The organism is Enterocloster lavalensis, from assembly GCF_046603895.1.
In the GTDB taxonomy this organism is placed as follows: Bacteria; Bacillota; Clostridia; order Lachnospirales; family Lachnospiraceae; genus Enterocloster; species Enterocloster lavalensis.
The window spans coordinates 4902771-4921498 of record NZ_CP176637.1 but is presented as its reverse complement, the minus strand read 5'-3'; the positions used below and the strand labels follow the sequence as shown (position 1 = coordinate 4921498).

The 18728-nt window shown below is 54.9% G+C and carries 19 protein-coding genes; 6 read left to right on the top strand and 13 right to left on the bottom strand.

Annotated elements, in window-relative coordinates:
• Positions 1-23: 23 nt before the first annotated feature.
• Positions 24-3392: a diguanylate cyclase domain-containing protein gene (locus tag ACK2JC_RS22035; protein WP_320936616.1), complete on the bottom strand. Its 3369-nt coding sequence runs from the start codon at positions 3390-3392 to the stop codon at positions 24-26.
• 206 nt (positions 3393-3598) lie between these two features.
• Between ACK2JC_RS22035 and ACK2JC_RS22030 the strand changes: the two genes are divergently transcribed.
• A complete protein-coding gene (locus ACK2JC_RS22030; RefSeq protein WP_320936615.1) occupies positions 3599-5041 on the top strand; it encodes a GntR family transcriptional regulator in 1443 nt (480 codons plus the stop codon).
• A 104-nt stretch (positions 5042-5145) separates the two neighbouring features.
• On the opposite strand, the gene ACK2JC_RS22025 is transcribed toward ACK2JC_RS22030, so the two are convergent.
• On the bottom strand, positions 5146-5691 hold the full coding sequence (locus ACK2JC_RS22025; protein WP_092363732.1) for a DUF5662 family protein: 546 nt from the start codon (positions 5689-5691) through the stop codon (positions 5146-5148).
• Positions 5692-5934: 243 nt separating this feature from the next.
• On the opposite strand from ACK2JC_RS22025, the gene ACK2JC_RS22020 reads away from it, so the two are divergent.
• Positions 5935-6132, top strand: coding sequence for a cold shock domain-containing protein (locus ACK2JC_RS22020; protein ID WP_007714908.1), 198 nt, complete (start codon positions 5935-5937; stop codon positions 6130-6132).
• 136 nt (positions 6133-6268) lie between these two features.
• Here the strand turns inward: ACK2JC_RS22020 and hslO are convergent, their stop codons facing one another.
• From hslO to ACK2JC_RS22005, 3 genes are all read right to left on the bottom strand, one after another.
• Positions 6269-7150, bottom strand: coding sequence for an Hsp33 family molecular chaperone HslO (gene hslO, locus ACK2JC_RS22015; RefSeq protein ID WP_092363548.1), 882 nt, complete (start codon positions 7148-7150; stop codon positions 6269-6271).
• Positions 7151-7167: 17 nt separating this feature from the next.
• Positions 7168-7971 carry a class I SAM-dependent methyltransferase gene (locus ACK2JC_RS22010; RefSeq protein ID WP_320936613.1) on the bottom strand — a complete coding sequence of 268 codons (804 nt, stop codon included), beginning with the start codon at positions 7969-7971 and terminating at the stop codon, positions 7168-7170.
• A gap of 113 nt (positions 7972-8084) precedes the next feature.
• Complete coding sequence (locus ACK2JC_RS22005; protein WP_092363554.1) at positions 8085-8594, bottom strand: SEC-C metal-binding domain-containing protein; 510 nt, start codon at positions 8592-8594, stop codon at positions 8085-8087.
• A 374-nt stretch (positions 8595-8968) separates the two neighbouring features.
• Here ACK2JC_RS22005 and ACK2JC_RS22000 point away from each other — a divergent pair, with 374 nt between their 5' ends.
• The 3 genes from ACK2JC_RS22000 (at position 8969) to ACK2JC_RS21990 (ending at position 9949) form a co-directional block, all read left to right on the top strand.
• Entirely contained in the window at positions 8969-9178 is a 210-nt protein-coding gene (locus tag ACK2JC_RS22000) for a hypothetical protein (protein WP_092363558.1), read from the top strand.
• Between the two features lie 2 nt (positions 9179-9180).
• Complete coding sequence (locus ACK2JC_RS21995; RefSeq protein ID WP_320936612.1) at positions 9181-9453, top strand: type II toxin-antitoxin system YafQ family toxin; 273 nt, start codon at positions 9181-9183, stop codon at positions 9451-9453.
• A gap of 235 nt (positions 9454-9688) precedes the next feature.
• Complete coding sequence (locus ACK2JC_RS21990) at positions 9689-9949, top strand: hypothetical protein (RefSeq protein WP_007714923.1); 261 nt, start codon at positions 9689-9691, stop codon at positions 9947-9949.
• A 144-nt stretch (positions 9950-10093) separates the two neighbouring features.
• Here ACK2JC_RS21990 and ACK2JC_RS21985 read toward each other — a convergent pair whose 3' ends face one another.
• The 5 genes from ACK2JC_RS21985 to kduI all read right to left on the bottom strand — a co-directional run bounded on the left by ACK2JC_RS21985 (position 10094) and on the right by kduI (position 13633).
• Complete coding sequence (locus ACK2JC_RS21985; RefSeq protein WP_368271279.1) at positions 10094-10339, bottom strand: glutaredoxin domain-containing protein; 246 nt, start codon at positions 10337-10339, stop codon at positions 10094-10096.
• A gap of 313 nt (positions 10340-10652) precedes the next feature.
• On the bottom strand, positions 10653-10871 hold the full coding sequence (locus ACK2JC_RS21980) for a helix-turn-helix domain-containing protein (protein ID WP_024735581.1): 219 nt from the start codon (positions 10869-10871) through the stop codon (positions 10653-10655).
• A 224-nt stretch (positions 10872-11095) separates the two neighbouring features.
• Positions 11096-11803, bottom strand: coding sequence for a GntR family transcriptional regulator (locus tag ACK2JC_RS21975; RefSeq protein ID WP_092363570.1), 708 nt, complete (start codon positions 11801-11803; stop codon positions 11096-11098).
• A 125-nt stretch (positions 11804-11928) separates the two neighbouring features.
• Positions 11929-12735 (bottom strand): gluconate 5-dehydrogenase, encoded by an 807-nt coding sequence (locus ACK2JC_RS21970; RefSeq protein ID WP_276854680.1) that lies wholly within the window; start codon positions 12733-12735, stop codon positions 11929-11931.
• A 55-nt stretch (positions 12736-12790) separates the two neighbouring features.
• Positions 12791-13633 carry a 5-dehydro-4-deoxy-D-glucuronate isomerase gene (kduI, locus tag ACK2JC_RS21965; RefSeq protein WP_092363573.1) on the bottom strand — a complete coding sequence of 281 codons (843 nt, stop codon included), beginning with the start codon at positions 13631-13633 and terminating at the stop codon, positions 12791-12793.
• A 269-nt stretch (positions 13634-13902) separates the two neighbouring features.
• On the opposite strand from kduI, the gene ACK2JC_RS21960 reads away from it, so the two are divergent.
• Complete coding sequence (locus tag ACK2JC_RS21960) at positions 13903-15123, top strand: 6-phosphofructokinase (RefSeq protein ID WP_320936611.1); 1221 nt, start codon at positions 13903-13905, stop codon at positions 15121-15123.
• A 12-nt stretch (positions 15124-15135) separates the two neighbouring features.
• Here ACK2JC_RS21960 and ACK2JC_RS21955 read toward each other — a convergent pair whose 3' ends face one another.
• The 3 genes from ACK2JC_RS21955 to ACK2JC_RS21945 are packed head-to-tail and all read right to left on the bottom strand — an operon-like array spanning position 15136 to position 18716.
• Complete coding sequence (locus tag ACK2JC_RS21955; protein WP_320936610.1) at positions 15136-16401, bottom strand: ectonucleotide pyrophosphatase/phosphodiesterase; 1266 nt, start codon at positions 16399-16401, stop codon at positions 15136-15138.
• A gap of 42 nt (positions 16402-16443) precedes the next feature.
• Entirely contained in the window at positions 16444-17754 is a 1311-nt protein-coding gene (locus tag ACK2JC_RS21950) for an ABC transporter substrate-binding protein (RefSeq protein ID WP_320936609.1), read from the bottom strand.
• 56 nt (positions 17755-17810) lie between these two features.
• On the bottom strand, positions 17811-18716 hold the full coding sequence (locus tag ACK2JC_RS21945; RefSeq protein ID WP_320936608.1) for a carbohydrate ABC transporter permease: 906 nt from the start codon (positions 18714-18716) through the stop codon (positions 17811-17813).
• Positions 18717-18728: the final 12 nt, after the last annotated feature.

The following is an 18728-nucleotide window of genomic DNA, read 5'->3' as shown; positions in this document are numbered from 1 at the left end:
GTGCGGTCCTGGGCCCGCTTTTTTTACAGGAAGGTGGCGATCAGCTCCGAGATGAAGATCAGCGCGTCGATCTGCTCCTGGACCCAGGTCCGCTTCAGCGCGCAGTCGTCAAATCCCACAAACCCCATGAACCTCCCCCGGTCCCGCACCGAACATTGCAGCAGCGAGCGGACTCCCTGGGAGGCCAGCAGTTCATACTGCCACTTGGGCAGCTTTTGGATGTCGTGGCAATAGAAAATGCCGTTCTCATCAAAATTCGCCCGGTAATCCTCCCCCAGAGCGGCGTAAGCCACCTGCTGAAGGCCGCTTTGGGCGGGGCTGATCCCCTCGTTGCACCACTCAAAGGTATTTCTTGTCCAGGAGCCGTCCCCCGAGTCCTCGAAAATATAGGCCCGGCTGGCGCCGTACTTCCGGCCTGCCATCTCCAGAATGGCGTTGACCGCCGTCTCCACATCCCTGGACTCATAGAGCATCTGAAAGGACTGGAGCACCAGGCTGTCCACCCTGCACGCCGTATCGTCCGATTCGATCCTGGTCCCGGCCGCGGCGAGCTGGCTGATGTCCAGACCGAATACCTTTTTCATGACGGTGCGGTCGTAAAATGCGAAGCTGTTCTTCCCCATTTTCTTTACCTGGTGAAGGGCCTGGTCGCTCTGCTGGAAAATGGTCTGGAAATCCTCCCCGTCCTCCGGGCAGCGGGCGATCCCCACGCTGCACGTCAGGGAGCAGTCCGACAGCTCATCCTCATAAATCCTGTGGAGGGCGTACACGATCCGCCCGGCCTTCCGGCTCAGGGTTTCCTTTCCTCCTCTGTATTTCAGGAAAATCAAAAACTCGTCCCCGCCGAACCTCGCCAGAATATCGCCGGAGTCAAACAGAGCTTTCAGCCGGGCCGCCGCCTCGGCCAAAACCAGATCCCCGAACATATGACCTCTGCTGTCGTTGATCTGCTTGAAATTGTCCAGGTCGATAAGCAGCATGGCAAACTGGTCCGAATCCCCCTTTTCCTCCAGCAGCCTGCGGATCTTTTCGTTGGCCGTGGCCTTGTTGTAGAGCTGGGTGAGGGAATCCCGCTCCGCCCGGTTCACAAGGGCCTGGGCCTGGCGTTTCTCCGCGTCGATATTCAGGATCACCCCCACCGCCTTGACCGCTTTACCCGCGCTGTTGTACTGGGTGGTCTCCCGAATCCGGCACCAGAGATACTTGCCGTCGTCATTTGCGATCCGCAGCTCCGCCTCCCCGTAGGGCGCTCCGTTCTCCGTGTCCTTCATCAATTTAATGAGCTGGGGCATATCCTCCGGCAGGATGTGGGAGACGGTCTGGACCTCCTCGCTGGTGGCAAGGGGCTGGTAGCCGAAAAGCTTTTCCCAGTTGGGTGAGTAGGTGATTTTATCCCCCTGGATATCCCACTCAAAAATAATGTCGTTGGTCTGGTTCAGGATAATCTGGCAGCGCTCCATGTCCAGGCGCTGCTGCTCCTGGGCCTGCTTGACCTGGGTGATATCCGTCAGCACGCAGTTCAAATATTCCCGGCCGTCCTCCCCCGCGGCCAACCGGCATTTGTCCAGCACCCAGACCGGGATCCCCTGTTTGGAAATCACCCGGTACTCCAGCTCCAGCACCCCGGAGCTTCTGACCTGCTCCAGAAATCTGCGCCGGACGGCCTGCTGGTCCTCTGGGTGAATCATTTCCATAAAATGGTTATGAAAGCGGGTTCTCAGCTCGTCCTCGCTGTATCCAAACAGCGCGGTAAACCCCCGGTTGATGTAGGTGATGGTAAACCACCGGTCGCTGAGGCACTGCCGGATTCCCACCGGCAGGTTCTGCATCGCGGGAACTCCCACCGCCTCCGACCGCAAAACGGGCTCCTCCGCGCTATTTTCTAAAATTTTCCATACAATCAGTATCTTATGCTCCTTGGGGCTATCGAAATTGACGCGCAGGGCGGTGGCCTCATACCGTATGTACTCTCCGGTGGTGCAGTGCAGCACCCGGCAGGTCCCGGTGCGTTTCATCAGGCCGCGCCCATAGAAATCGTCTATGTAGCTGTCCAGCAGCGCCAGCACGGCGGACCGGTCGTCCGGGTAGATGCTCTGAGCCACGAAGGATTTAAACGCCTCCTCAAAGACCTCGCTGACCGGCAGGGTCTGGAAATCCTCGTTCTGCCGGTAGACCAGGTGGTAAATCCCCCTGTTTAAGTCCACTTCCATCACCGTGCAGTTCAGGAAACGCAGCAGGGTAAAATACTTGGTCTGCCCCACCTCCGGCTCCGCCTGAGCCTCCCGCTTCCCGGACGGACCGGGGTTCCAAACCGTGCCGGAGGACTGCTTTAAGGGCTGTCCGTCCGCGCAGCTGTGGACCAGGGCCTCAAACTGTTCCCCGATATTTTTAAAACACTCCAAAAGCCTGGGGGAGAACGGCCCGCACTCCCCGTTTAAAATCATGGTTGCCGCCTGCCGCGGCAAAAGGGCTTTCCGGTAAATGCGGTCGGTGGTCAGCGCATCGTAGCAGTCCGCAATTCCCACCGCCTGGGCGTAAACCGGCACGTTGTCCCCTGCCAGCCCGTTGGGATAACCGCTGCCGTCCCAGCGCTCATGGTGGTAACGGCAGATATTGTAGGCGTAGGTCAGGTACTCCTGATCCCCCATCCGTTCCAGTCCCTTTAGAATCTCGCAGCCCTTCACCGTGTGGGTCTTCATGATCTCGTATTCCTCCGGCGTGAGCTTGCCGGGCTTGTTGAGAATGGTGTCCGGGATGGCGATTTTCCCCACGTCGTGGAGAGCGGCCGTCTCGGCGATAACGCCGATGGCCCGCCTGGACAGGTCGTACTCGGGACAGCAGCGCATCACCTCCTCCAGCAGCACCTTGGTAAACATGCGGATGCGCAGGACGTGCTGTCCCGTCTCCGCGCTCCTGTGCTCGATGACGGAGGAGAGCGCGTCCATGATCACGTCCCGGGACTCCCGCAGCTTGGCTGCCTGCTCCTCCACCATCTCCTCCAGGTGCAGCTTGTGCCGGTTGAGCTCCACCGCGTTCTGCACCCGCCGCCGGACCACGTGCGGCTCAAAGGGTTTTATGATAATGTCCGCGGCCCCCATGTCAAAAGCCCGGACCTCGTTCTCCGTGGATTCGTCCGAGGTGATGACGATCACCGGGATGTTGGTCATCAGGCCGCACTGGGTCATCTCCTTCAGCACCTCGTAGCCATCCTTCACCGGCATGACCAAATCCAGCAATATCCCCGCCAGGCAGTCCCGGTACTGCCGGATCAGCATCATGGCCTGCTCCCCGTTCTCCGCTTCCATAAAATCGTATTGAGACTCAAACTGTGCGCGCAGAATCGCACGGTTGACCTTCTCATCATCCACAATTAAAAGTGTATCGCGCCTCATGCTATCCCTTCCTCTGCCGCCTGATTTATCCTACATGATAAAGGCCTTTCCCTGGGTTCCCGATACCTTATCCACTTACCAAATAAGTATATCAGAGCTTTGGGCAAATAGCAACTGCGGATAAACGGCTTTTCCCATTTGTATCCATATGATATAATAGGAACATCCGAAACCAATCATCCAAATGCCCTCAGGAGGAAATTACATTGCAGCGTGAGATGGAATTACAGCAGATCATCTTCCACATCATCGAGACACAGATCAAGTTCGGCGGCCACCGATACGGCGACCAGCTCCCAACGCTCAGGGAAGCCAGCAGCTATTTCCTGGCCTCCCTGGACACCGTCCGGCTGGCGTATCTGCGGCTGAAGCGCGAGGGGTACATTTCCATCAGCACCTGCGTGGGCGCCACGGTGAACGTGGATTACAGTGACGAGGAGATCCGCCGGCACATCCAACGCTATTTCGGCCCCAGAAGGGAACCGCTCCTGTCTTTCGCCCAGTCCGTGGGGCTGCTGGCCAACCGGGTCCAGTGGTACGCGCTGATGAGTGCGGCGCCCGAAACCCTGGACGAGCTGGAAGACCTCTGCTTCCGGCAGGATGAAGCCCCGGTATACCGGATGTCCCGGCAGCTCCAGCTGCTCTACGCCCCTCTGGGCAACGAGCTGCTGCTGCGCCTCTTCTGGCAGATGTTCCTGTACTTTCAGGGGCCCTTTGTAAGCACTGCCAGAAACGGGATGATCCCGGGAAAAGCGGGAGGTCCTCTGTCGGAGATGATCCGTCTGGCCAGAAAGAAGGACGGGGAGGCGCTCTGGGAGGCGGGCCAGGCCAGCGTGCTCCGGTATCAGGCCGCCCTGAACCGCTTTTTCGATCAGAACATCACCCCTGAGACCGTGGACGAACCCGTTGGGTTCACCTGGGGGATTTACAAAAAGACTTCCCAACTCTGCTACTCCATCTGCATGGACCTGCTGCTCGACATTCACAACGGCGTCTATCAGGACGGAGACTTTCTTCCCCCGCCCCAGCAGCTGGCACATGAAAAGCAGGCCGGCCTCAACACGGTGCGGCGTGCCATCGGCCTGTTAAACAAGCTGGGAGCCGTCCGCTCCTTAAACGGCGTGGGGACCCAGGTGCTGCCGCCCGTTGACAGCGCTAAAAACTGCGATTTCGAGGATCCCGTCATCCGCAGGCGGCTGGTGGACTTCCTGCAAAGTTTCCATATTCTGGCATTTTCTTGCCGAACCTGCGCCCAGGCCGCTTTAAACTCCATGTCGGAGAAGGATATCCTCCAATTAATCCAACGTCTGGATCAGACCCGGCAGTCCGGGGTCTACGAGAACCTGATGTACGTCTGTTACGACACCATCGCGCTCCACTCCGCCCCCCTGGTCCGCACCGTGTACGGGGAGGTGACGCGGCAGCTCTTCTGGGGTTATCCGCTGCGGGAGATGCACGGGGACCGGCCTCACGCCAACGCTTACTTCCTCCCCTATCTGGATTCCCTGAGGGACTGTCTGGTCCGCAGGGACGTGAATGGGTTCTCCCTCCTGTTAGAAAAACTGCACACCGACGAAACCGCCTGCATTATCCGGTATCTGTCCGGTCTGGGGATCCGGGAGGCGGCCTCCATCATTATCCCGGAATAAACAAACCGCCTGCAGAGCAGCCGCCAAAGGGCGGGCGCTTATGCAGGCGATTTAAATCGTATTGGCTTTTATAGGATTGCTTCCGGCACTCAAGGGCCAGGCGCTCAATAGTATCCCCGTTTCAGCAGCTTTCTCAGATAGGCAAACGCCGCCTCCTCCCCCCTGTCCTTTAACAGCACCAGGATCTTTTCCAGCAGCGCCCTTGTCTCGGGGTGGATGGTGATGTACTTTTTCGTGTATTCATAGTATTCCAGCGGCGCGGCGCTGGTATAGTTCTTTCCCTTGTACACCTGGCAGGCGGCGATGCGGTCGCAGACCATCTCGGCCACGTATTTCAGGGGCATTTTGTTGCCCACCAGGCCCTCCTCCTTGTTCGCCGACACGTCGATCCAATACTCGTAGTGGTGTTTGTTCCGCCCCTTGTGGTGCAGCCAGGCCCTGGAGAATCCCACCAGCTCCCGCTCCGCCGCGTTGGGGCTGCGGGTTCCCTGGTAATACCGCACGCCGGTCCAGAATTCTTCCGGGCTGTATTTGGACAGATCGTGCAGCAGGCCCTGGCGGTACAGCCCCAGCTTGAAACAGTGGCGGCACACCAGATGGCGGTGCCGTGTGATGGTCTGAAAATGCCTCCAAATATTTGCTAACTTAATCATTCCGTTCCGCTCCTGTTCCCTTCTTTTTCCGTTCCCTAAAGTATATCACAATCTTAGTTTTTTTGCTCGGTTTTCCGCTTTTTTTAACCTTTGAACAATGGAAATAAAAGTTTGTCCATATGTTTATACTTTATCAACAAAAACGTTTGACACTTCCCATGTTTTGTGATATCCTTATGGCAGTTGCGAAATAAGTCGCAATAGAACATTTATTTTTTTTATTTTTCTGGAGGTATCATAATGAAAGGTACAGTTAAGTGGTTCAACAATCAGAAGGGTTACGGATTCATTTCCGACGAGCAGGGTAACGATGTATTCGTACACTACTCCGGCCTGAACATGGATGGCTTCAAGTCTCTGGACGAAGGCGCCGCCGTAGAGTTCGACGTAGTAAACGGAGCCAAAGGCCCGCAGGCTACCAACGTAACCAAATTATAATCATCGAACAACAGTGTACCTTTTTCAAACATATATCGTTAGATAGAGTTGAAGTAAGTTATACGTGATTCTAGTGATTACAAACAAGAGCCGTCCATTTGGACCGGCTCTTTTTGCTGTCTATGAATTCAGTTTTTCAGCGCACGGCCTTCTCCAGCATTTCCCCCAGCTCTTCCACCGTGAACTGGTAGTTTTTGTTGCAGAAATGGCAGTTCACCTCGATAGGCTTTCCGTCGTCGATCATCTCCTGGATATCCTTCCTGCCCACGCTGACCAGGGCTTTCTCCACCCGCTCCTTGGTGCAGTTGCAGTGGAACTGTACCGGCACCCGGTCGTTGAGCTCCAGGCCGAACTCGCCCAGCACGTGCTCCAGGATCATTTCCGGCGTATTACCCTCGTCCAGCAGAGTGGTGACAGAGGCGATCTCCTTCAGACGGGCCTCCAGGCGGTCGATCATGTCCTCCGGCGCGCCCGGCATCAGCTGGATGATGAAACCGCCGGACTGGCTCACCGTGTTGTCCCGGTTCATCAGCACGCCCAAGGCCACCGATGAGGGAATCTGCTCGGAGGTGGCAAAATAATAGGTCAAATCCTCCGCGATCTCCCCCGTGACCAGGATGGTCTGTCCCACATAGGGCTCCTTCAGTCCGATGTCCTTGATCACGCTGAGCACGCCCAGCCCCAGGGCTCCGCCCACGTCCAGTTTACCCTTGCTGTTGGGAGGCAGCATCACCTGGGGATTGTAGGCGTAGCCTTTTACATTCCCGTGGGAATCCGCGGTCACCAGCAGTCCCTCAATGGGTCCGTCTCCCTGGATTTTCAGGGTCAGTATATCATTCTCCCCCTTCATGTCCACGCCCATCATAACCCCGGCCGTCAGCAGCCGTCCCAGGGCCGCTGAAGCCACCGGGCTGGTATTGTGGGCCTTTCTGGCCTGCTCCACCAGATCCCTGGTGGTCGCGGCAAACGCCCGGATCTGACCGTCCGCCGCTGTCGCTCTGATTACATAATCCGCCATATTCATTCTCTCCTGTCTCAGTTCGTTTCGATATTTGTCTGCGCTTCCTGTACTGTTTTCCCGCGCTCCCGGGCTATCACATAAATCCGCTCGCTGTCCGCCCGCACCGGCTCCCTGGTGCCCGCATCGTAGGCCGCCACAAACTCCAGACCGGCCTCCGCCAAGGCGCGGCAGACCGTGTCCAGATCGTAGGAGCGCTGGTAATGGGTCTCCTGGAATTTCTGATAGAGCGGCTCGCGAAAGCCGGGTACATTCCGCCGGATGAATAGGGTCAGATCATACTCGTTGATCTCCTCGTCCCCGTCGTAAAAATTCTCCCAGATAAAGCTGCTCTCCTCACGCTCCTCGGCAAAGGTGTGATCCGCCAGCAATTCCCGGTACTTGTAGGGTGTGTTTAAGTCGAAAATGAACACCCCGCCCGGATCCAGATAATTGTTGACCAGCTTAAACACCTGGACCAGGTCCCCGTACTCCAGAATATAGTTCATGGAATCGCAGATGCTGACCACAGCGGCCACCGTGCCGTAAAGCTCGAACTCCCGCATGTCCTGGAGCAGGTAGAGGATGTTCCGTCCGGAGCGCACCCGCTTCCCCATGGCGATCTCCAGCATTTCCCCGGAATTGTCCACGCCGATCATGTCGTACCCGCGCCCGGCCAAACGCTCGGTCAGGCTGCCGGTGCCGCAGCCCAGATCCAGCACCAGGCCGGTCGTTACTCCGTATTCTTCCAAAAGACCGGCCAGATATTCACACCACTCTTCATAAGGAACATTGTCCTGAAACAGGTCGTATACTTCCGCAAAGCTCGTGTATGCTTCCATTCCAATTCCTTCCAATTCTTCGTCTGACCGGCAGGGCGCTCCGGCTGTGAATCCCGGACAGACGCGAAAACGCCTGCCACAGTCCGGGCAGGCGAAATTGACAGTTCCAATCCTTATGCGTTCTTACCGCAGCACTTCTTGTACTTCTTGCCGCTTCCGCAGGGGCAGGGATCGTTGGGGAAGATCTTTTTGCCTTTGCGGATCGTGCCGGAAGCCTTCTGCTGCTTGTACAGCTCCTTGCGGCGCTCCTCGGTGAGGATCTTGTCCCACTGAGGCAGCTCGAACAGCCAGTTGGCCTTTGCCTCCACCATGTTGTAGTACAGCTTCTCCGGGTCGATCTCGATCTTGACCTCGGTGTCCTCCTCCATGGTCTCGATAGGGTTCTCGTAGCCCTTTAAGCTCTCGTTGATGCCGTCCAGGAATCCGGTCATGATGAGGATCTCGGTGTTGTACTTCTCAGCCAGGCCCTTCACGGTGCCGGTGATCACTTCCTCCGGGTGCTCCAGGATCTGCTCGTAGATGCCCTTCTCAATCGCAAAATATCCGGACCAAAGTTCCTCTCTCTTTTTATCATCCAGGCCATCGCCATAGGCCAGATTCCGCCATGTCTCTAACAGTGCCATAAACTTCAACCATCCTTTTTGTATTGAATTTGGCGGCCCGGTTCTTTTCCTCTGCCGCTCATAGCTCATAGTATATAACAAAACCGTAAATATTTCAAATATTTATTGAAAATGTTTTGTCCGGATGTATATTGGGCGGAAATGCGGGTATGATAGAAGTATCACGAAAGAGAAAGTAATTAATACTTATCCTCCCCTTTTTGATCGGCTCCGGCGCAAGTGACGCACCGGGGCCGGTTTTTTGTGGAATGGGGTGGGCCGCGGGCGATTGGTGGTTTTTTGTATTTACGCAAAAAAGTATTAATGTTACAATATGGATATAGAGAGCCCATATACTGATTGGCAGGTAAAGCAAGTAGAAAGGAGAAGAAATTATGAGCAACAGAGACTTGGCGAAAAACCTTATAGACCAAATACCAGAATCCAAGCTGGTTTTTATTATCCCCTATCTTCAGGGTGCAGCTATTCCAGATGAAATGCCGAATGAAAAAACGCTTGAGGCATTTGAAGAAATGAAGAACAGCGGAGGACATCGCTTCACCGGAAGTACAGCAGATCTTATAAAAGAACTGATGGAGGACTGACCATGTTAGATGTGCGGTACTCCACTAGATTCAAAAAGGATTTTAAAACTTGCGTGAAACGGGGCCTTGACGTGTCTTTATTCCAAAAAGCAGTCGATACATTAAGAATTCCGGCCCCGTTACCAGAAAAAAACAGAGAGCATAATTTATCCGGAAATTATGCCGGCTACAGAGAATGTCATCTGCAGCCCGATTGGCTGTTGATTTACCAGCAAACAGACACGGAACTATTGCTCTATCGGACCGGCACTCACGCGGATCTATTCGGAATGTAAAGCCGCCCGTTTCCTGTCCGTCCGTTTACGCACATCCAATTACATCGTCACTCTGCAATTCTGTCAATGTCATGTATCGTTACACATCCTGTTCCCCTGTTTTCCATATCCACCTCTTTATGACCATTACCTTCCCAGTAGCCTCGACTCCCAAATCGAGCCTCCAAACGAACGGCTGACAAAAACTCCCGCCCCCGCATATACTGTTACATACCAACCAAACGAGGTAACCAACATGCCGGGAAGCTGGGAATATCAGCCAAGTCTCACCACGTACGACGCCTTCGTGTTCTACAACGCCATCGGGCAGCACGAGGACTATTTCTACCACCCCATCGCGGTGGCAAAGCAGGTGGTAAACGGTATCAACTACAGGTTTATGACCATTGCGGAGCCCAAACAGGCCGGGTACGCCCCTCATTTCGCCCTGGTGACCGTCTACCAGCCGCCGGGCGGCCAGCCCTACGCCACCGCCATTACCCCCATCTCCGTTTAGGGGATCAAAAACGGGCGCGTCATACGGCAATCGCCCGCAGGCCGCGCCAGCGGCCCATTGTATCAAATAAGGCAGTAAAAGGTGATCCCTTTACTGCCTCATTTTATGCCGTTTGCGCTTCATCTCGTACAAGCTCCCGTCCCGTCAGCCCATCGCCTCCTCCACGTCCCGGGTGATGGTCCCGTCGTCCTTGACAAAACTGGGAATCCCCACAAAACCTTCGGCCCGCGCGTCCTTATACAGGGGCAGGCGGTCCCGCAGCTTTAAAAATTCCTTCAGATTGGCCATGGAGCCGGTGATGTCCACGTACTCGTAGGGGATCTTCTCCCGGTCGAGAACCGCCTGCGCCGCCTCGCAGTCGGGGCAGAGATGGGAACCGTAAAATTTCATTGTCATTCCTCCTTGTTTTACTGTTTGATACTTCAAACTATACCTTTTTTAGTCCGCAGATTCAAGGCTATCCTGAAAAAGCGGTCCGCCGTTCGATCACATTTCTAAAATAATGTCAACGGCCCTGTATAAACACCGGAATCCGGGAGATACTTCCATTATACAAAAGAAAGTTTTTACTTATCCTCCCCTTTTTGGCAGGGCTTTGCACAATGGCGTGCATTGCCCTGTTTTTGCATAACACGAATAAGCCTCAGCGCCCCATTGCTCTGAAGCGTTTTCGAACAGAATTGCAGAGGCGCGGAGGATTTCCCTACAGAGCCTGGTCCTTGTCCGAAGGCACGTACCTTGCAATGCCGTCTATTTCACAGTCCAAAATCCGGCAGAGATCATTGACTGTTTTCATGGAGATGTCCTGGTTATGCTTCAACCGGTGAAGGGTGCTGTCTGAAACATGATGTTTCTTTGTGAGCGTGTACCAATTCTCCTTCGACTGCTTTAAAGTTTCCCAAAATGGCGTATAGTCTATCATTTTTCTTCTCTCCGTGCACATATGGTTTCCAAAAATGCCATAAGATTTGTAAATATTTGATAGACTAAGCATAATTTATATTTTAGGGCTTGAATATCTTCGTAATTATGAATACTCCCCTACCTGTATAAATTTGCACTCTCCTGAGCCTTCCGGCAATCAAAAAGCAGGAAAACGTCGGCCATACGCCGGCTGTTCTCCTGCCGTTTTACGATCTTTGGCGTTTATATTACAAAACGCCCTTCTTCCGGTTCTTCTTCAAAATAATCCTTATAATCTACCTCAATGGATTTCCGCATGCGCTTCATGCTGTAGTACAGGTGCTCTTTTAGGGACGCCTCCACCCCGCGCTCGTCCCGGGCCTCGATCAGGCCGAACAGCTCCTTATGCTCCCCGATGATGCGGGTAAAATCCGTCTCCGTGATGAAATCCAGCATGCGGAAGCGGGTGTAGTGAAGCTGCTGGGCCTGAAGCATTTCCCAGAGCTTCTGGCGGCGCACGGCGGTAAACCAGATGGAGTGCATCTTAGCATCCATGCGGTAAAACTGTTCCGGCTCGAAGTCCTTCTCCTGGATCAGCGCCTGCTGTTTGGCGATCTGATGGCGGATATCCTCCATCACCATGGGGGACTGCACCGCGATAAAATCCCGCAGCACCATGGTCTCCACAGCCACGCGCATGTAGATCATCTGCTTGATGTTGTCCAGACTCAGCAGCGTCACGTAGGTTCCCCGGTAAGGAACAGTCTCCACAAAGCCCTGTTCCTGGAGAAGGCGCAGGGCCTCCCGCACCGGCGTCCTGGACACGCCGAAGCGGTCGCAGACGTCGTTCTCACTGATCATCTGACCGGGTTTCAGGCGCAGATCCAGGATCTCCTGTTTCAACGTCTCGCCCACCATCTCACCCCGGCTTTTGTAGTTCTTCTCCTCCATTTAACCCCGCCTTTCCCATGGACAATGGTTCCCCGGCCACGCCGCAGGGGCATTGTCCGCCGTACGGTAAACGGCCCGGAAGCAAGCCTGCCGCCGGACCGTATCAATACCAATCAATTCCGCTGTTATTTCGGCTGTTTTCCGATGTAGGCCAGGATTCCGCCGTCCACGTACAGCACCAGACCGTTTACGAAGTTGGAAGCGTCGGAAGCCAGGAATACGGCCGGTCCGCCCAGATCGTCAGCCTCGCCCCAGCGTCCGGCCGGAGTCTTGGAAACGATGAACTGATCGAAGGGATGTCTGGAGCCGTCGGGCTGAGTCTCGCGCAGCGGAGCGGTCTGAGGGGTGGCGATATAGCCGGGTCCAATGCCGTTGCACTGGATGTTGTACTCGCCGTACTCGGAGGCAATGTTCTTGGTCAGCATCTTCAGTCCGCCCTTTGCGGCAGCGTAAGCGGATACGGTCTCGCGGCCAAGCTCGCTCATCATGGAGCAGATGTTGATGATCTTTCCGTGGCCCTTCTTGATCATGCTGGGGATCACGGCCTTGGAAACGATGAAGGGAGCGTTTAAGTCAACGTCGATCACCTGACGGAACTCGGCGGCGCTCATCTCGGTCATGGGGATGCGCTTGATAATACCCGCGTTGTTCACCAGGATGTCCACCACGCCAACTTCCTGCTCGATTCTGGCCACCAGCTCGTTCACCGCGTTCTCGTCGGTGACGTCGCACACATAACCGTGGGCTTCAATGCCCTCCTCCTTGTATGCGGCCAGGCCCTTGTCCACCAGTTCCTGCTTGATGTCATTGAAAACGATGGTAGCGCCGGCTCCTGCCATAGCCTTGGCGATGGCGAATCCGATGCCGTAGGATGCGCCGGTGATCAGCGCTACTTTACCCTGTAAGGAAAAATTGTCTAAATAGTTTGCCATTTTTTTGCCCTCCGTGTATTGATTGTATTGGTTAAGGAATGATGTATGTCCGGGATTATTTCATCTCCACGGGTTTCATGGTGTCCATGTCGTCGAACTCCATGTTCTCGCCGCCCATGGCCCAGATGAAGGTGTAGTTGCTGGTTCCGGCTCCGCTGTGAATGCTCCAGGAGGGGCTGATCACGGCCTCCTCGTTCTTCATGATGATGTGGCGGGTCTCGGTGGGCTCTCCCATCATGTGGAATACCACATTGTCCTCCGGAATCTCAAAGTACATGTAAACCTCCATGCGGCGCTCGTGGGTATGGGCCGGCATGGTGTTCCACACGCTGCCGGGCTCCAGCACGGTCATGCCCATGGACAGCTGGCAGGTCTTTAACACGTCCGGGTGGATGAACTGGTTGATCACACGCTTGTTGGAAGTCTCCATCGCGCCCAGAGGTCTCTTGGCCGCCTTCTCGATGGGGATGAAGGTGGTGGTGTAGGAGGTGTGGGCCGGAGCGCTGACCATGTAGAACTTGGCCGGCTTCTCTGCGTCGTCGCTGGCAAACTTCACTTCCTTGGTGCCCTTGGTGATGTACAGGCAGTCCTTGTAGCCCATTTTATAGGAAACGCCGTCGGCTGTTACAGTGCCGGCTCCGCCGATGTTGAAAATGCCGATCTCGCGGCGCTCCAGGAAATAGTGGGTTCCGAAGTTCTTCCAGCAGTCGATCCCCTTGTCGATGGAAACCTCCTCGGTTGTGGGCATGCAGCCCAGGGTCACCATGCGGTCCACGTGGGAGTACACCGCCACAACCTCGTTGGCAACGTACAGGTTCTGGATCAAAAACTCGTCGCGCAGCTCCTCGGTGGTGTAGCGCTTGACATCTCTCTGATTTGCGGAATAACGAATATCCATGTGTTTGTATCCTCCTTATTATATGTAAATTGGGAATATTGAGTTTGTATCCAAACTTCTTTACTTGTATACAAATTTTAAATCTGTATACAGATTAGCACGACCCTTTCCTTTTTGCAATCGGCAAACTCTACAAAAAAAGTGTAATTTTATATGCACATTTACGGAGTCCGGTTGCAAACAGCCGTGATTTATTATATACTGAAGCGTGTTTGTAAGGTATTTATACACCGCTTCGTTTCATACCACTTCAAAGGAGAAATGCATCTATGAAAAAGCATATACTTGTCGGCCAGTCCGGCGGCCCCACCGCTGTCATCAACGCGAGCCTTTACGGCGTGATCCGTGAGGGAATGGCCCATCCCGATGAGATCGATCACGTGTACGGGATGGTCAACGGGATCGAGGGGTTCCTCTCAGGCCGCGTGGAGGATTTGTCCCACGGTCTTTCCCGGGAACAGTTGGAACTGCTTAAGCTCACGCCCGCGGCCTATTTAGGCTCCTGCCGCTACAAGCTGCCGGAAGATTTGAACGCTCCGGTTTATCCGCTGCTGTTTGAGAAATTCCGCCGCATGAATATCGGCGCCTGTTTTTACATCGGGGGGAACGATTCCATGGACACGGTGGACAAGCTGTCCCGCTATGCGGCGTTAAAATGCATTGAGATTCCGATGATCGGCATCCCCAAGACCATTGACAACGACCTGATGGAGACGGACCACACGCCGGGCTACGGCAGCGCCGCCAAGTACGTGGCCACCACGGTACGGGAGATCGTGCTGGACGCGTCGGTGTATCAGCAGAAGTCTGTCACCATTGTGGAGCTCATGGGGCGGCACGCGGGATGGGTGACCGCGGCGGCAGCCCTGGCGCGCAGGAAGGCGGGGGACAATCCGCTGCTGATTTATCTGCCCGAGGGCGACTTTGATATGGAACGCTTTGCAATGGATGTGGAGCGGGCGCTGGGGAAGAAAAACAGCGTGGTAATCTGCGTGTCCGAGGGGTTGAAGGACGAGCGTGGGAAGTTTATCTGCGAGTATTCGGACGAGGCCCGGCTGGATACCTTTGGGCATAAGATGCTGACGGGGTGTGGGAAGATTCTGGAGAATTTTGTGAGGGAACGGTTTGGGGTGAAGGTGCGGTCTGTTGAGCTGAATGTGAACCAGAGATGCAGCGCCATGTTGTCTTCTTTGACGGATGTGGAGGAAGCGGCTATGGCGGGGAGTTTTGGGGTGAGAGCGGCTCTTAAGGGAGCCACGGGGAAGATGGTGAGTTTTGAGAGGGGAAACGAGGAAGCGTATGACCTGAGCTGTGGGCTGAAGGATGTTTCACTGATTTGTAACCGGGAGAAGAGATTTCCGCTGGAGTGGATTACGGGCGGGGGATGCGATGTGGGGGATGAATTCCTTAAGTATGCTTTGCCGTTGATTCAGGGGGAGCCGGTGAGGAAGATGAAGGATGGGATGCCGGAGTTTTTGTGGCGGACATAAGGAGAAGGGCGCTCAGTACAGCGCCCTTCCTTCCATTTCTCCGGCCATTTCCTGTAAGCCCAGAAGCTTCATCATAGTGGGGCCTTCGTCCACCAGCCTGCCCCCCTCGTACACGCCCTTCGGAACATCCTTGGCGCGGACGATAAAGCACGGCTTTTCGCCTCTGAACGGAAGATGTCCGTGGGTGGCGACGGAGAATTTATAATCGCTGCGGTCCGTTCCCACAATCAGTTCCCCGCAGGCGGCGTTGCCGAAGGCGTAATTGGCCGCCGCCTCTGCAACAAAGGCAAATTCCCCGTCCAGGTGATAAAGCTCCTTCACCTGCTCTCTGGTAAAAATCTCCCGGACAAATCCCATTTCAGCTAACCGTTTTAAAATATCCTCCACCGTTCCCAGATCCTTCTCATGCTTCACAAACACCTGGGCGCTGATTCCGGCGGACTGCACATAGGCGTCCCAGGACCGGACCGTTCCCTGTTCGTCCGTCTCAAGAAGTCCCTCCTGTTTCAGGAGCACATTGGGGCAGATATTGTAATCAACCTGCAGATGACCGTGATCGCCCAGGATCACGAAGGCGGTGTCCTCAAACAGCCCCTCTCCCTTTAGCGCATCGGCAATCTCCTGAATCCAGTGCCCGTGCAGCCGGAGCGCTTCCTGCACCTGGGGAGCGTGAAGTCCGTGCACATGACGGACGTGGTCCAGGTGGGACTGGTGCATAAAGATCACCTCCGGCTTGTATTTGTGGATCATATCCACCGCGCACCTCACGTTGAAGGCGTCAAACCGGGGATTTTCCTTCCAGCAGAGCATATGCCGGTTCTTCTCATAAATCTCCCGGGCCCCTTCCGAAGCGCCTCCCAGAATCGCCTCCCGCATCTGAGTATCCTCCGGGTCATAGGACCATATCTCCGGCAGCAGGTAGTCAATGGGGCCTCCGGCCGTCACCGGCCATTCCAATGCCGCTGTGGTCAGTCCCCGCTCCCGGGCGTAGTCAAAAATTGTTTTTTCCTTCAAATTACCGTAGCCCCAGTACCACTCCCGATTATTTTCAGCAGGAGACAATTTCTCATTGTGGGAAATTCCATGGCGGTCCGGCCAGCAGCCGGTCATGATCGTCGCGTGGCAGGGGTAGGTCAGCGTGGGGTAAATGCATTCAATATTCTCATATACCGCCGCGTCCTCCAGGATTTCCCTGAACCCCTCCATACGACAAACATCCGCAAGATCCGTTGTAAACAGCGCATCCACACACATTACGATTAATCTTTGTTTCGACATCTGGCATCTCTCCTGTTCTTACCTTCTGTTTTCGTATTCATTTTACTTAAGCAAAACATTGCAGTCCTCTGCCGCCTGATCCAGGACGGCCTGAATGTCCGCATCCGACGACATGATCTTGTCCATGGCTTCCGTGTAAACCTTGGCGCTCTCCATATATCCCTGAGCCATTGGACGGCCGCTGCCGTATTTCAGCTGGTCCAGCGCCACCTGGTACTGGGGCGTCTCCTTGTAGAGCGCCAAGAGCCGCTCATCCGTGGAAATGCTCTGTCTGGTGGGGAGATATCCGGTCTTGATATGATTCTTCACCGCGCTGTCCTTACTGGTCATAAACTTGATCAGTTCCGCCGCGGCTTCCCGTTCCCGGCCTTCCAGGCGGCTGGTCATGACCAGGTTGCAGCCCCCCGTAGGCACCTTGTTCTGGGTGTTTTTGGGTATAAATGCCGTGCCGATCTCATAGCCGTTGTCCGAGGCCAGCTGCATATTGTTGGTAAGATCGGCCGTGGAGGCGATCCACATGGCGGTCTTTTGATTTACCACGTCTGTGGACAGCACGTCCCCCGCTGCGGTAGCGGCTCCGCTATAGTATTTGAAATTGCTGTCCCCGATCCCCTTTTTCAGATATTCCGCCAGTTCAACTCCCTGAGGCGAGTTGAAGGTCGCCTGGGTCCAGTCCCCGTTTACCGTGTCGCCTCCGTTGCAGCGGATCAGCGCCTCATAATGCCATACATCAGAGATAAATCCATAACCGGCGGCGCCGGCCGTCTCCAGCTTCTTTGACATTTCCGCCAGTTCCTTCCAATCCGCCGGTCCCTGTTCCGGGTCCAGACCCGCTTTCTCAAACAGCGTTTTATTATAATACAGCACTGGCGTACTTCTCAGGTACGGTATCCCGTAAAGCGTTCCGTTCACATAACAGTTTTCCATCAGCCCGGGATAAAAATCCGCCACATCCTCCTGGTCCATAAACTCCCCGATGGGCTGGATAATCCCACCCTCCGCAAAGGTCTGGATACTTGCAATCTCCATCACGCACACATCCGGCTCCTCGCCTGCCACAAAGGCGCTCTTGAGCTTGGAGTGCAGCTCCTCATAGGTTCCCTGATACTCCGCCGTGACGACAATCCCCTTTTCCTTTCCCACCGTGTCGTTGAACTCCTGTATCCGCTCGGTGTTATTTTCGGCAATTTTGTCCTTCCAGGAATACCAGTAGGTCAACTGGACCGGGCCTTGGGCCTCCTCCCCGCTCTGTGGGGCGCCGGCCGCGGTTTTGGCGCAACCCGCCGTTGCGGCCGACAGAGCCGCCACAGCGGCCAGGGTCAGTAAACGGTTCACAATCACTCTCTTTTTCATATCGTTCGCTCTCCTTTATATTGTGAATATCAAAATGCGGATCCGCGCTATTGTTACTACTTGTCGCCAAGATATGTAAACGCTTTGATGATCTGCTTGTGGGCCAGGAAATAAGAAATGATAATGGGGATGGTGAGCATCACATTGCTGGCCATCAGAATGTTATAATGGGTCCCGCTCTCGATATTCCGCAGGGAGGCCACCCCCACCGGCAGCGTACGGACCGCGTCGCTGGTGGTCAGGGCCAGCGGCCAGAAATAGTCGTTCCAGGTATTGATAAACGTGAGAAGGGCCATGGTGACCAGGGTCGGACGGGCCATGGGCAGAAACAACCTGAAGATCCGTTTCAGCTCCCCCGCCCGGTCCAGCTTTGCCGCCTCCACCAGCTCCTTTGGCATCTGATTGAAGGTCTGGCGCAGCATGAAAATCCCGAAAGCGCTGGTTCCAAAGGGCAGAATCAGGGACCAGTAGGTGTTGATCATCCTGAGCTTTGAAAACAGGATAAACAGCGGCATGAACACCAGCTGGGCCGGTATCATCATGGTCACTAACGTCAATCCGAACAACATCCCCTTTCCCCTGAACTGATACTGGGAAAACCCGTAGGCCGCAGGGACCACGGTCAAAAGCTGAAGCGCCGTCACGCTCCCGGTGACAATGCAGGAATTAGTCAGATACGTTGCAAATGGAATGGCCCTTAAGGCGTCCCGGTAATTGGAAAACTGAAAGGTTTCCGGCAAAAGGGCGGGCGGGAAGGTCATCGTCTCCCCCAGCGTCTTAAAGGAAGTGGAGACCATCCAGAAAAACGGGAAAAAGAAGATCAAAAACAACAGGATATGGAAGGCGCCCTTGACCGCCCGGACGGCAAACGCGTTGATCGCCCGCGCTCCGGTATTATCCCTCCGGACCTCCTGAAGCCGGGACCTCCTGAAAATCCAGGGATTTCGTTTCACTGCTAGCATAGATTTCTCCTT